The 13,733-nt window shown below is 70.2% G+C and carries 10 protein-coding genes and 1 pseudogene; 3 read left to right on the top strand and 8 right to left on the bottom strand.

From position 1 onward, the window contains the following. Nucleotides 1–14: 14 nt before the first annotated feature. The gene (locus ACWEV3_RS13345; protein ID WP_452614089.1) at nucleotides 15–1,586 is read left to right on the top strand and encodes a BCCT family transporter; all 1,572 of its coding nucleotides are present in this window, start codon (nucleotides 15–17) and stop codon (nucleotides 1,584–1,586) included. A 163-nt stretch (nucleotides 1,587–1,749) separates the two neighbouring features. Beyond that, nucleotides 1,750–1,875, top strand: a complete 126-nt coding sequence (locus ACWEV3_RS13340; RefSeq protein WP_268951827.1) for a hypothetical protein — start codon at nucleotides 1,750–1,752, stop codon at nucleotides 1,873–1,875. Between the two features lie 89 nt (nucleotides 1,876–1,964). Here the strand turns inward: ACWEV3_RS13340 and ACWEV3_RS13335 are convergent, their stop codons facing one another. From ACWEV3_RS13335 to ACWEV3_RS13305, 7 genes and pseudogenes are all read right to left on the bottom strand, one after another. Then, nucleotides 1,965–5,918 carry a HAMP domain-containing protein gene (locus tag ACWEV3_RS13335; RefSeq protein ID WP_452614088.1) on the bottom strand — a complete coding sequence of 1,318 codons (3,954 nt, stop codon included), beginning with the start codon at nucleotides 5,916–5,918 and terminating at the stop codon, nucleotides 1,965–1,967. A 17-nt stretch (nucleotides 5,919–5,935) separates the two neighbouring features. Next, complete coding sequence (locus tag ACWEV3_RS13330) at nucleotides 5,936–6,592, bottom strand: response regulator transcription factor (RefSeq protein ID WP_358568731.1); 657 nt, start codon at nucleotides 6,590–6,592, stop codon at nucleotides 5,936–5,938. Nucleotides 6,593–6,738: 146 nt separating this feature from the next. Further along, a complete protein-coding gene (locus ACWEV3_RS13325) occupies nucleotides 6,739–7,158 on the bottom strand; it encodes a CBS domain-containing protein (protein WP_452614087.1) in 420 nt (139 codons plus the stop codon). Between the two features lie 293 nt (nucleotides 7,159–7,451). Then, nucleotides 7,452–8,582: an N-methyl-L-tryptophan oxidase gene (solA, locus tag ACWEV3_RS13320; protein ID WP_452614086.1), complete on the bottom strand. Its 1,131-nt coding sequence runs from the start codon at nucleotides 8,580–8,582 to the stop codon at nucleotides 7,452–7,454. Between the two features lie 345 nt (nucleotides 8,583–8,927). Continuing rightward, nucleotides 8,928–9,436: pseudogene (locus tag ACWEV3_RS13315) on the bottom strand (amino acid ABC transporter ATP-binding protein). A 54-nt stretch (nucleotides 9,437–9,490) separates the two neighbouring features. Then, nucleotides 9,491–10,075, bottom strand: coding sequence for an RNA-guided endonuclease InsQ/TnpB family protein (locus ACWEV3_RS13310; RefSeq protein WP_452614085.1), 585 nt, complete (start codon nucleotides 10,073–10,075; stop codon nucleotides 9,491–9,493). A 301-nt stretch (nucleotides 10,076–10,376) separates the two neighbouring features. Continuing rightward, the gene (locus ACWEV3_RS13305) at nucleotides 10,377–10,622 is read right to left on the bottom strand and encodes a hypothetical protein (protein ID WP_452614084.1); all 246 of its coding nucleotides are present in this window, start codon (nucleotides 10,620–10,622) and stop codon (nucleotides 10,377–10,379) included. A gap of 155 nt (nucleotides 10,623–10,777) precedes the next feature. Here ACWEV3_RS13305 and ACWEV3_RS13300 point away from each other — a divergent pair, with 155 nt between their 5' ends. Next, nucleotides 10,778–12,280, top strand: a complete 1,503-nt coding sequence (locus ACWEV3_RS13300) for an ArnT family glycosyltransferase (RefSeq protein ID WP_452614083.1) — start codon at nucleotides 10,778–10,780, stop codon at nucleotides 12,278–12,280. A gap of 3 nt (nucleotides 12,281–12,283) precedes the next feature. Here ACWEV3_RS13300 and ACWEV3_RS13295 read toward each other — a convergent pair whose 3' ends face one another. Beyond that, nucleotides 12,284–13,627: a PrsW family intramembrane metalloprotease gene (locus ACWEV3_RS13295; protein ID WP_452614082.1), complete on the bottom strand. Its 1,344-nt coding sequence runs from the start codon at nucleotides 13,625–13,627 to the stop codon at nucleotides 12,284–12,286. Nucleotides 13,628–13,733: the final 106 nt, after the last annotated feature.

Genomic DNA, 13,733 nt, shown 5'->3' with positions numbered 1-13,733 from the left:
CTGGAGTCGACCTCATGGCACGAGCCAGCACGCCCCCGGCCAACCGGCTGGGCGCGGTCTTCTACACATCGGTGGCGCTCTGCGCCCTGTTCGTCTGCTGGGCCACCCTGTTCACCGACAGCCTCGACGCGGTCACCGGAGCCGCGCTGAACTGGATCACCGGCTCGTTCGGCTGGGTCTACCTGGTCGCCAGCCTGGCGATGCTGGGCTTCCTGGTGGTGCTGGCCACCACGCGCTACGGCCGCATCCGGCTGGGCGCCGACACCGACCGACCGGAGTTCAGCACGCTGAGCTGGCTGGCCATGATCCTCGCCGCGGTGATGGGCATCGGCCTGGTCTCCTACGGGGTGTCCGAGCCGATCAGCCACTTCGTGACGCCGCCGCACGGGCTGGCGCAGCCGGGCACCAAGCACGCGGCCGTGGTCGCGATGCAGTACTCGTTCTTCGACTGGGGCCTGCACGCCTGGGCGATCTTCGCGGTGTTCGGCATCGCGCTCGGCTACTCCACCCACCGCAAGGGCCGCAAGGGCCTGGTCAGCCCGATGCTGCGGCCGCTGCTCGGCGACCGCGTCGAGGGCCCGCTCGGCAAGGCCATCGACGTGCTGGCGATCTTCGCGACGCTGTTCGGCACGACCACGTCGCTGGGGCTCGGTGCGCTGCAGATCAACGGCGGGCTGTCCAGGCTGTTCGGCATCCCGGGCGGCACCGGCACGCAGATCCTGATCATCGCGGTCGTCACGCTGCTGTTCACCCTCTCCGCGATCACCGGGCTGCACAAGGGAATCCGGTTCCTCAGCGAGACCAGCATGGGCCTGGCGGTGCTGCTGTTCGGCTTCGTGCTGCTGCTCGGGCCGACCGGTTTCGTGCTCAACCTGCTGGTGGAGTCGCTCGGCCAGTACGCAGGCGATTTCATCCCGATGAGCCTGCGCACCGGGATCTTCGGCGAGCTGGAGTGGATGCAGAGCTGGACCTACTTCATGCTCGCCTGGTGGATCTCCTGGGGCGCGTTCGTCGGCGTGTTCCTGGCCCGCATCTCCAAGGGCCGCACCATCCGCGAGTTCGTGATCGCCGTGCTCGGCGTGCCCAGCGCGGTGTTCTTCCTCTGGTTCACCGCCTTCGGCGGTACGGCGATCTTCGAGGACGCCTTCCGCGGCGGGCAGGTGGCGCAGGCCGCCGCGGCGGACTCCAACAACGCGATCTTCGCGATGCTGGAGACGCTGCCGTGGCCGACGATCACGTCGCTGATCGCGATGGCGCTGGTGCTGCTGTTCTTCGTCTCGGGCGCGGACGCCAACACCTTCGTGCTGAGCATGCTGTCCTCCGACGGGCACGCCCGGCCGCGGACGTCGGTGCTGGCGTTGTGGGGCGGGCTCACCGGCGTGACCGCGATCGTGCTGCTGGTCGCCGGCGGGCTCGACGCGCTGCAGAACACGGTGATCGTCACGGCCGCGCCGTTCGTGCTGGTGATGCTCGCCCTGGCGCTCTCGCTGTGGCGGGAGCTGCGCCAGGACCCGCTGATCGCAGCGGCGCCGGAGAAGAAGGAACCGGTGGCGGTCGCGACAGTGCCGAAAGACCCGGAAGTGTGACGTTCGTCGGCCGCCGGGGGCGCTGGAACGCCCCTGGCGGCACACCGGCAACAGCCGCCCCAGCCGTTGCCCGGTAGGGCGACCCCGGGCCGTCGGCAGGTCTTCCACCTGCGGTTATGGTGGTCGGCAACAGCCTGCGAGCTATCAGAGTTGGGACACCGCCATGGCTGATCCACACGGCATCGACCACTTCGACGCGACGTTCGCGCGCGACCTCGCCTGGGCCCAGCGGCTCCGCGAGCAGCTCGCCGACATGCCGACGATCGAGGAACCGGAGCAGGTCGACTAGAGCTCCTGGCTGGGCTTGGTGCGGTAGGGCGGGTTTTGAAGCGGCGCAGCCGCTTAGCCCACCTACGCAACTCGCACCGCCGCGGGTTCTCAGCCGCCGGTCTCGGGGGCGCGGCCGGCCGGCAGGTGCTCGGCCAGCAGCTCCAGGAGCCTGCCGACGTCGACCGGCTTGCTCAGGCACTCGTTGGCGCCTGCCGTGATGCTCGCCTCCCGGTCGCCCTTCATCGCCTTCGCCGTGATCGCGACGATCGTCAGGTCCCGGTGGCGCGGCATTTCCCGGATGATCCGGATGGTGGCGTTGCCGTCCATCTCCGGCATCATCACGTCCATCAGCACGATCACGATGTCGCCGTGCTGCTGCAGGGCGTTCAGCCCGGCCAGCGCGTTGTCCGCGTGCACCACCTGCAGGCCGTGCTGCTCCAGCAGCAGCGTCATCGCCTGCACGCTCCGGTAGTCGTCGTCGACGACCAGCACCTTCTCCCCGTTGAACTGCAGTGACGCGTGTTCCTCCGGCTCCTCGGTGTGCAGCATGTGCTGGTGGCCCTCCTGCCGGATCAGCTCGGTGGACCGCATCGGCGGGTCGATGCCCTCGGCCGACACGTCCAGGCTGGTCTCCGCCGCGCTCGGCACGTGGGGACGCGGCAGGCGCTCCGGCTCGGCCACCGGCTCGACGAGCTCCGCGGGCCTGCTCAGCGGCGGCTCGACAGGCAGGTACAGCGTGAAGGTGCTGCCCTCGCCGGGCTCGCTCTGCACCTGGAGTTCGCCGCCGAGCAGCGTGGTCAGCTCGCGGCTGATGGACAGTCCCAGGCCGGTGCCGCCGTACTTGCGCACCGTCGTGCCGTCCACCTGCTGGAACGCCTCGAAGATCAGGTTCAGCTTGTCGGCCGGGATGCCGATCCCGGTGTCGCGCACCGAGAACGCCAGCCGCTGCCGGGCGTGGCGCAGCGCCTGGGTGTGCACCTCGGAGGGCTGCGCCGGGCGGATCCGCAGCTCGACGCCGCCCCGGTCGGTGAACTTGACCGCGTTGGACAGCAGGTTCCGCACGATCTGCTCCAGCCGGTTGCGGTCGGTGCGCAGGGTCTGCTGCACCGATGGCGCCACGGAAACCCGGAAGTCCAGGCCCTTGTCCGCCGCCAGCGGCCGGTACAGCGACTCCACGTGCGCGGCCAGGTCGGCCAGCTCGACGTCCTCCGGCAGCAGGTGCATCTGCCCCGCTTCCACTTTGGACAGATCCAGCACGTCGTTGATCAGCTGCAGCAGATCGGTGCCCGCCTGGTGCACGGTCTTGGCCAGGTCCACCTGCTGCGAGGTCAGGTTGCCCTCCATGTTGTCGGCCAGCAGCTTGGCGAGGATCAGCACGCTGTTCAGCGGGGTGCGCAGCTCGTGCGACATGTTGGCCAGGAACTCCGACTTGTAGGCCGACGCCTGCGACAGCTGCCGGGCCCGCTCCTCCAGCTCCTGCCGGGCCTGCTCGATCTCGATGTTCTTCAGCTCGATGTCCCGGTTGCGGCTGGCCAGCAGCGCCGCCTTCTCCTCCAGTTCGGTGTTGGAGCGCTGCAGCTCGGTCTGCTGCTGCTGCAGCTGCTCGGACCGCGCCTGCAGCTCCTTCGCCAGGTGCTGGGACTCGGCCAGCAGCGCCTCGGTGCGCGAGTTCACCACGATCGTGTTGACGTCGACGCCGATGGTCTCCTTCAACCGTTCCAGCAGGTCCAGGTGCACCGGGGTGAACGTGTTGACCGACCCCAGCTCGATGACCGCCAGCACCTCGCCCTCGAACAGCACCGGCACGATCGCCACGTTGGTGGGCGCGCTGCCGCCGAGCCCGGAGCTGATCCGGATGTAGCCCGGCGGCGCGTCGCTGACCAGGATCGACTTGCGGTCGGCCGCGACCTGCCCGACCAGCGACTCGCCCAGCTCGAAGCGCAGCGGCGGGCGGCCGTTGCGGTCGCTGGGGCGGCCGTAGGCGGCGGTGCGCTCCAGGATGCTGCGGCCGTCCTCCCCAGCCCTCCGCAGGAAGAACGCGCCGTACTGGGCCGACACCAGCGGCGCCAGCTCGGTCATGATCAGCTGGGCGAGCGCGTCCAGGTCGTGCTGGCCCTGCATCAGCGCCGAGATCCGGGCCAGGTTCGTCTTCAGCCAGTCCTGCTCCTGGTTGTCCTTGGTGGTCTCCTTGAGGTTGCTGATCATCGCGTTGATGTTGTCCTTGAGCTCCGCGACCTCGCCGGAGGCGTCCACGGTGATCTGCCGGGTCAGGTCGCCCTCGGTGACCGCGGTGGCGACCTGCGCGATGGCGCGCACCTGGGTGGTGAGGTTGAGGGCCAGCCGGTTGACGCTCTCGGTCAGCCGCCGCCAGGTGCCGGAGACGTCGGCGACCTCGGCCTGGCCGCCGAGCTTGCCCTCGGTGCCGACCTCGCGGGCCACCCGGGTGACCTCGGCGGCGAACGCCGACAGCTGGTCGACCATCGTGTTGATGGTGGTCTTGAGCTCCAGGATCTCGCCGCGGGCGTCCACGTCGATCTTCTTCGACAGGTCGCCGCGCGCCACCGCGGTGGTCACCTGGGCGATGTTGCGCACCTGGTTGGTCAGGTTGCGGGCCATGATGTTGACGTTGTCGGTGAGGTCCTTCCAGGTGCCCGCCACGTTGGGCACCCTGGCCTGGCCGCCGAGGATGCCCTCGGTGCCGACCTCGCGGGCGACGAGCGTGACCTGCTCGGCGAACGCGCGCAGCGTCTCGACCATCCCGTTGATCGTCTCGGCCAGCGCGGCGACCTCGCCCTTGGCCTCCACCATGATCTTCTTCGACAGGTCGCCGCGCGCCACCGCGGTGGTCACCTGGGCGATGTTGCGCACCTGGATGGTCAGGTTGTCGGCCATGATGTTGACGTTGTCGGTGAGGTCCTTCCACGTTCCCGCCACGCCGTGCACCCGCGCCTGACCGCCGAGCTTGCCGTCGGTGCCGACCTCGCGGGCCACCCGGGTCACCTCGTCGGCGAACGCCGACAGCTGGTCGACCATCGTGTTGATGGTGTTCTTCAGCTGCAGGATCTCGCCGCGGGCGTCGACGTCGATCTTCTGCGTCAGGTCGCCCTGGGCGACCGCGGTGGCGACCTGCGCGATGTTGCGGACCTGCACGGTGAGGTTGTTGGCCATGAAGTTCACCGAGTCGACCAGCCCGCGCCAGGTACCGGCCGCGCCGGGCACCTCGGCCTGACCGCCCAGCCTGCCCTCGCTGGCCACCTCCCGGGCCACCCGGGTGACTTCCTCGGCGAACGCCGACAGCTGGTCGACCATCGTGTTGATGGTCTCTTTGAGCTCGCGCGTCTCGCCGGAGACCTCGACGGTGATCTTGCGGGTCAGGTCGCCGGCGGCGACCGCCTTCGCGACGTGCGAGATGTCGCGCAGCTGGCCGGTGAGGTCGGCGGCCATCCCGTTCACCGCGTCGGCCAGGTCCCGCCAGGTGCCCACCAGGCCCGGTACCTGCGCCTGGCCGCCGAGCTTGCCCTCGGTGCCGATCTCCCGCGCGACCCTGGTGATCTCCTGCGCGAACAGCGACAGCTGGTCCAGCATGTCGTTGACGGCCCCGCTGAGCCCGGCCAGCTCGCCGGGCAGCGCGGCGTCCGCCGCGCGCCGCGGCATCCGCTGCGACAGGTCGCCGCGGGTCAGCGCCCCCAGCACCCGGTTCAGCTCGGCCATCGGCGCCAGCAGGGTGCTGATCATCCCGTTCACCGAGTTCGCGGCGATCGTCCAGCCGCCCTGCGAGGAGCCGTCGAAGTCGATCTGCGGGATCGGCCAGTCGCCCTGCTCCGCGGCGACGCCGACCCGCTGCAGCTCGCCGACCAGGAACTGGTTGCGCTCGGCGAGCTCGTTGAACACCGTGGCGATCTCGGTCGCCAGGCCGCCGCCGGAGAACACCAGGCGGCGGCGGAAGTTGCCGTCCCGCAGCTCGCGCAGCCCGATCAGCAGGCGCGTCAGCAGCACCTCATCGCTCTCCTGCCCGGCGAGGGCGAGCTCCGCGGACGGGACGTCCGACGGCTGTGACGACATGACGGCCTCCGCCCCGCTCAGCGCTTGCCGCGCGAATCGCGGTCCAGCCGCAGCTCGGTGGCCAGGACCGCGGCCTCGCTGCGGTGCCGCATGGCCAGCTTCGCCAGCATCTGGGACACGTAGTTCTTGATGGTCTTCTCGGCGAGGAACATGCGGCTGGCGATCTCCCGGTTGGTGAGCCCCTCGCCGATCAGTTCCAGCACCTGCCGCTCGCGGGCGGTCAGCTCGCGCAGCGGGTCGGTCTGCTCCTGCTCGCGGCGCAGCCAGGCCAGCATCGCCTCGGTCTTCTTGGGGCTCAGCAGCGACTCCCCGGCCCCGGCGGTGCGGATGGCGGTGACCAGCTCCTCGCTGACCACGCCCTTGAGCACGAACCCGGCGGCACCGGCCATGATCGCGTCCATCAGGGCGTCGTGGTCGTCGAAGGAGGTCAGCATCAGGCAGCGCAGCTCGGGCAGTTGCGACTGCAGTTCGCGGCACAGCTCGACGCCGTTGCCGTCGGGCAGCCGCACGTCCAGGACGGCGACCTGCGGCTGCGCCCTCGGTACCCAGGCCAGCGCCTCGGCGACCGTCGCGGCCTCGCCGACCAGTTCCAGGTCGTCCTCCGCGGCCACCAGCGCGGCGATTCCCCGCCGGATCACGTCGTGGTCGTCGACCACGAAGACGCGTGTGGTCATCTGGTATCCCCGCCCCCTTCGCGCCGAACTCCTAGGGAGGGCACTGACCAGGATAAATAGCTCGTCTGCGGGGCGCTGGCCGGAACGCGTCGGAGCTGGGCGAACGCCGGCACCCGGCCGCGACCGGGCGCCGGGTGAGGGGGAGCTCACTTCATCGCGTAGACGCTCTCCACGAAGTGCGCCAGCTGCTCGTCGGTCAGGTGCCGGGCGAGGTCGGCCTCGCTGATCATGCCGACCAGCCGGTGTTCGGCGATCACCGGCAGCCGCCGGATCTGGTGCTCCTCCATCATCGAGAGCACCTTGCCGACGTCGGAGCCGGCGTCGACCCAGTACGGCTTGCCCTGGGCCAGCTCGCCGGCCTTCATCCCGGCGGGGTCGCGGCCTTCGGCGCAGCAGCGCAGGACGATGTCGCGGTCGGTGATGATGCCGTGCAGCCGGTCGTCCCGGCCGCAGATCGGCAACGACCCGACCTTCAGGTCACGCATCATCTGCGCGGCCTTGTACAGGCTTTCGTCCTCGCCGATGCATTGAGCCCCCGCATGCATGATGTCGCGCGCAGTGGTCATGGCTGATCCTTTCGACTGCGGTCCTGGGCTGCCCTCGCACTACCCGCCCCGGTCCCCGGCGAAACCGCTGCCGGCTCGGTCCCGCTTCCACAGGTCAGGCGCAATGCCCGGAGCACGCGGGGCGTCTGCGGTGTCCCGGCCCGACCGGCACCCGCGATACCTCGGGGATGGCCGCCAGGCCCGCTCGGCTCGGGCTCCGAACGTCGCGGAGCACGAACCGGCGCCCGGCCAATATGCCCTGGGCCGAGAGGAGGTGGCCGCTGTCGGCTGCCCGTTGCACGCGGGTCACGGCCTCAGAACCGTTCCGGTGCAAGGAATCCCGGCAGGTCGGCCTTGCCGGTCAGCGCGTCGGCCACCACCGCGGCGATGCCGGGTGCGTACTTGAAGCCGCGCCCGGAGTGCCCGGTGGCCAGCACGACCCGTCCATCGCCGATGCGGCCGACCAGCGGCTTGCCGTCGGTGGTGAACAGGTCGGTGAACGCGTCCGTCCGCACCGGCTCCGGGTGCAGGCCCGGCAGCATCTGCCGGACCGCGCTCGCGATGGTGCGGATCTCGGGGAGGCTGTGCCGCCGGTCGACCGCCGCCGGTTCCGGCACCACGTGCGAGGTGACCGCCCCGGCGACCTTCACCATGACACCGTCCACTGTGGGCGTTCCGTAGACGTGCACTCCGCCGTCGTGGTGGATGAAGATCGGGAAGCGCTCCGGCCGGTAGTCGTCGATGGCCTCGGCCCCGAACCAGGTGAGCAGGACCCGCCGGGGCTCCACCGCCGCGGCCAGCGCCCCGGGCAGGAACCGCGATGCCCACGAGCCCGCGCACACCACGACTTCACCGACCCGATGCGTGCCACCCGTGGTGTGCACCAGAACGCCGTCGCCGTCTTCGGCGATGCTGGTGACCTCCGTGTAGCGCAGCACCCCCGCCCCGGCCCCTTCCGCTACCCGGGTGGCGCTCAGCACAGCCTGCTCGCAGCGCAGGAAACCGGCCTGCTCGTCGAGCACCGCGACCTCGCCGTCGCACAGCCGGTGCTGCGGATACCGTTGGGCGGCTTGGTCTTTCGACAGCACCTCGACCGCGACCCCGGTCTCGCGGGCGCTCTCGACCAGCCCGGAGATGTAATCCTCCGCGGGGTCGCCGATCGCCAGACCGCCGCACTGCGTGAGGATGCCGTCCCCCGACTCCGCTTCGAGTTCCCGCCACAGCCGCAGCGAATCGCGCAGCAGTGGCACGTACTGCGCGCCTTCGGCGTAGGCGAGCCGGAACAGGCGCGTCTCGCCGCCCACCGCGCCGCGGTCGTGGCCGGGCGAGAACTGCTCGAAGGCCAGCACGTCGACTCCGCGGCGCGCCAGCTGCCAGGCGAGCATGCTGCCGATCGTGCCGGTCCCGATGATGCCGACCTGGGCGTCCAGGTTGCTTGCGGTCATTCTCTCGGCCCCTGTCCGTGAATTTGCACCGGATGGTCGGACCCCGCGATCTCAAGGGAAATCAGAGGTCCGGTTTCAATGAGCGCTTTTCATCCTGGTCGACCCGCAGCTGCGGGCCGCAAAGGTGCACGTCGATGGGGTGTCGCATGCGCCGCAGGCGCATAGCCCACCCTTGCAACCGGCACCGCCGCGGGTTCTCAGAGGCTTCCTGGCGAGGACGGCCCTGACGCCGTGTATTGGACATACATAAGTCAGGGCACCCACAGACCAGGGAGCCTCTGAGGTTCCGCTACCCGCACCGCCGCGCAGAACGAGGTTGGAAAAACCTCGCTGGAGATCGCAGGGTCACAGCACCTTCGACAGGAACGACCTGGTGCGTTCGTGGCTCGGGGCGGCGATGATCTCGCGCGGGTCGCCGTGTTCGACGATGGTGCCCTCGTCCATGAAGACCAGCGTGGTGCCGACCTCGCGGGCGAAGCCGATCTCGTGGGTGACCAGCAGCATCGTCATCCCGTCGGCGGCCAGGTCGCGCATGGTCGCCAGCACCTCGCCGACCAGCTCGGGGTCCAGCGCCGAGGTCGGCTCGTCGAACAACATCACCTTGGGGCGCATGGCCAGCGCCCGGGCGATCGCCACCCGCTGCTGCTGCCCGCCGGAGAGCTGGCCCGGGTAGGCGTCCTCCCGGGCCGCCAACCCGACACGTTCCAGCGCAGCAGCGTCGACTTGCCGCAACCGCTGGGGCCGATGATGCAGCACACCTCGCCGGAGTCGACCTCCAGGTCGATGCCGCGCAGCACCTCCACCGAACCGAACGACTTGCGCACGTCCCTGAGCTTCACCAGCGGGGTGCTCACGCGACAGCCCCCTTCCCTTGACGTCCTCTCCCGCCCGAGAGCAAGAGATTCCTCCTAGCCACCCTTCGGTGACCAGGGGGATGGTTCACGCAACCGACCACCCATGCGGGAGCCTCGCCCACAGAGTGGACTGCGCGTGCTCTGCGATCTTCCGCGACCGCTCGTGGAAGATCCCGCCCGACCGGCGGCGCTAAGAGCTCGGTCAAGGATGTTGAGTGCGGCATTGCGGTCGGCATGCTCGGTGTGTCCACATCGGACACAAGCAAACAAGCGGCCACATCCTTGCCTCGATTCGGGGTCCCGTACCTGACACTTCGAGCAGGTCTGCGAAGTCCCACAGGCCGGTACCAAGACCAGCTCACCACCGCGGCCACAGGTCTTGTAGCCAAGCTGACGGCGGATCTCAAACCATCCCTGATCAACGATCGTGCGATTCAGTCCGGCCTTCTGACGGACGTTGCGGCCGGGCTGTTCGACAGTGCCGCGTGCCGAGCGGATCATATTGCGAACGTTCAAGTCCTCTACCGCGATCAAGCCGTGGTTGTGGGCCAGATCGGTGGTGAGCTTGTGATTCCAGTCCGCACGGCGGCGAGCCTGCCGAGCTTTCAAGGCTGCGATCTCAACGATGGTCTTCCTCACAATGCGCCTCCACCCGACACCTACCGGTAGACCCCGCGCCACATGGAGATGATCAGGCTGGGGTGCGGGCAAGGGCTCTTACCCATGCCGGCTGAGATCAACCGTCGACCGGCCACCGCGGCCGATGACAAACTTCCAACTCCCAAGCCCACCACACGCGCGGATACAACAAGCGGCAGAAGTGGAACGTATATTGAATCCAACTCAGGTGTGGCCGCAAGACCTCCAGCGCGAGTCATCGCGCCTGCGGGCGACAGGAAGACTTGCGCTCGAACCCAGAATTCCTTTGTGGACTGTTGCGTCAGTACTCGTGCATGTACCGGTCGAACGCGGCGTTGGCCGCCGCCCATTCGTGGGTGATCAGCTCGGTCGGCACGTCCGGCCGCGGCTCGGCGTCCACGGTGACGACGAACCCCGGCTCGGAGATCCGGCGGCGCAGCTGCACCAGGCACCCGCCCGCCGAGCGGCCGAACCGCTCCCCGTTGTCCTTGGACTCGACCTGGCCCGGCTGAAGGGCGGACAGGTCGTCGTTCGGGTTTTCCGCCATGCGCCCGTTTGTAGCCCAATCCGGCAATCCCGGCACGTCGTTGCCCGCCGGTTCGAACAGGCGTGCCCGCGCCGCGCGCGGGAACCCGAGATCGGCACCGCGGCCCGGTGCCGCAACTAAACTGCGTCGCGAAACGCGCGAGGCCAGGGGGGCAGATGAGCGCGAGTTCCAGCACCGCCGCCGCGGAGACCACCGACCGCATCCCCCGCGCCCTCCCGCCGTTCGCCCGCGCCGCGGTGCCGGTCGTCGCCGCGTCGACCCTCGCGCTCCTGCTCGCCCTGGCGACCCGCTACGACTACGTCACCGACGAGCTCTACTTCCTGGCCGCCGGGAAGTACTACCCCGACTGGGGGTACATGGACCAGCAGCCGCTGGTCCCGCTCCTCGCCGCGTTCCTGGACCGGGCGTTCCCCGGTTCCCTGTTCGCCTTCCGGCTGCTCCCGGCCGTCGCCACGGCGCTCGGCGCGATCGTCACGGCGCTCATGGCGCGGGAGCTGGGCGGGAGCCGGCGTGCCCAGGTCCTCGCCGCAGCGGCGTATCCGCTCTCGCCGTGGATCCTGCTCAACGGCCACTGGCTCACGGCGTCCACGATGGAGCTGCTCCAGTGGACGACCGTCCTCTGGTTGCTGGCCCGCTGGGCGCGGCTCCGGCACGGCGGTGTCGACCGCGACCGGCTGCTGCTCGGCGTCGGCCTGATCACCGCCCTGGCGGTGCAGACGAAGTTCCAGGTGCTCGTGCTGATCGCGGCGCTGCTGGTGAGCATCGCGATCACCGGCCCGCGATCCCTCTTCGCCCGGCCGGCGCTGTGGCTCGCCGCCGCGATCCCGCTGGTCACGGCGGCCCCGACGCTGTGGTGGCAGGCCCGCCACGGCTGGCCCGCCCTCGCGATGGGCACCGCGGTGAACAACGAGAACGACCGGCTGCTCATGGTGCCGACGGCACTGTTCTACGCGGGCCTGCTGGTGGGCGCCGCGTGCTGCTGCTACGGCGCCCTGCGGCTCCTGCGGGCCCCGGAGCTGCTGCCGTTCCGATTCCTCGGCTGGGCCGCGATCGCGGTGTTCCTGTTCTTCCTGGCCGCTGGCGGCCGACCGAACTACGTCGCGGGCCTGTTCGGGCTGCTGTTCGCCGCGGCGGCCACCGGCTTGCAGCGCCGCATGGGAAAGCTGCTGTGGCCCGCCTACCTGCTCTCGGCGGTCCTGCCGCTGTCGCTGCTGCCGGTCTACCCGCTGGGCTTCCTGGCCCGCCATCCCGAGCTGCCGAGCTACGTCCGCCTCTACGAAACCGGCTGGCCCGAACTCACCGAAGCGGTCGCCCGCGCCTACCGAGCGCTCCCGGCCGAGCAGCAGCGCCGCACGGCGATCGTCGCCGAGAACTACTACCTGGCGGGAGCGCTCGACGTCCTCGGCCGGAAAGCGGGCCTGCCCCGCGCCTACAGCCCGCACCGCGGCTACTGGTTCTTCGGGGCACCACCGGAAACCGCCGACTCCGTGCTCTACGTCGGGAGCGGGAACCCGCTTTCGGTCCACTTCGGACGATCGCGGGAACTCGGCGAGGTCGAGACGGGCCTGGTGAACGTGGCGGAGGGCAACACGATCACGCTCTACCAGGACCCGTTGCAGCCGTGGCCCGCGCTGTGGCCGCGAATCCGCACGATCTGACGCTCACCTCGGGCCCCAGGGACCGCCGGGGCGCGGGCCGTTCGGCCCCGGCGGCTGCGGCGGACGTCCCGGCGGCCGGTGCCCGCCGGGCGGCTGCGGGCCCGGGCGGCTGCGGGCGCGCGGCTGGTAGGCCGGCAGCTGGCCCGCCGCGAGCTGCGCGGGCGGCGCGAAGAAGCCCGACCGCTCCTGGCGGGCCCACGGCGGCGGAGGCGCCTGCGGCAGCCGCCGGAAGAAGGCGTCCCGTGCAGCCCGCATCAACCCCAAGATCGCCTCCCGCCTGGCGAAGAACTTCTCCGGCGGGATCGTCTCCTTCTCGGCGTGCGCGTGCAAGAGTGCGAGTTCGGTGGCCGCCAGCTGGTAGTCGCCCATCGCCCGCGCCCCGGTCGCGCCCGCCTGCGCGCGCGCCCAGTGTCTCGCCTGCCGGCGGCCGGCGAGGCTGCCGAGCATCTGCACGTCCCGCGGCTGCACCAGGCCGCTCGGGATGTAGGCGGGCAGGTACTTGCGGATCAGGTGCACCAGCCGCTTGCGGTCCAGCACCACGATCACGACCAGCGCGATCAGCACCAGGAACTGCACCAGATACGCCACCACCATGCCCGGGAAGCCCGCGAACGTCAGGCTGCCGTTCCACAGGGCGTGCAGGAAGACCGCCCCGCACCAACCGCCGACCACGGCGAAGAACCGGCCCACGCCCCGGTGCGTCGCGGCGTAGGCGACGCCGAGCCCGGTCATCGCGGTGTACATCGGGTGTCCCAGCGGCGCGATCACGCCGCGGATCAGCACCGTGCCCCAGATCTCACCGGTCTCGGCGCCCAGGCCCTGCATGTAGTAGAGGACGTTCTCGACCAGCGCGAAGCCCAGCCCGCACATCCCGGCGTAGACGATGCCGTCGGTCGGCCCGTCGATCTCGTGCCGCCGCACCCACAGCAGGTACAGCAGCAGCGCACCCTTGAAGCTCTCCTCGACCACCGGCGCGACGATCGACACCGTGACCACCGAGGCGGCCTCCGCGCCCAGCGCCGGAGCCATCAGGATCTCGCTGCCGGTGTTCACGACCAGTGCGCCGATGATGGCCACCCCGGCGCCCCAGCCGAACGCCAGCCACAGGTTGAGCTGCGGCTCCGGCTCCAGCCGGTCGATGAGCAGGATCAGACCGATGAGCACGACGGCGGTCGGCAGCGCCAGCGCGGTGCCGATCACCACGTTCACCGGCCCGCCCTGCAGCAGGTAGAAGGCCAGCGCCAGCAGCAGGCAGAAACCGGACACGACCAAGCCGATGATCAGCGGTATCGGCGCGCGGTTGGTGCTGCGGCCTTCCAGGACGGACCGAGGACTGAGTGCGGGCATGCCCGCGAGCGTAGGAGATGCCCCGAGCCCCCGCGCCGGGTACCGCGATCTCGCCGGAGATCACCGGTTGCCGATCGTCCCGGGCGGGGCCCTCGACTCGTTCCGA

Source organism: Saccharopolyspora sp. NPDC003752, assembly GCF_053605825.1.
The sequence above is the reverse complement of the archived record's forward strand: the minus strand, read 5'-3'. Positions and strand labels throughout refer to the sequence as shown.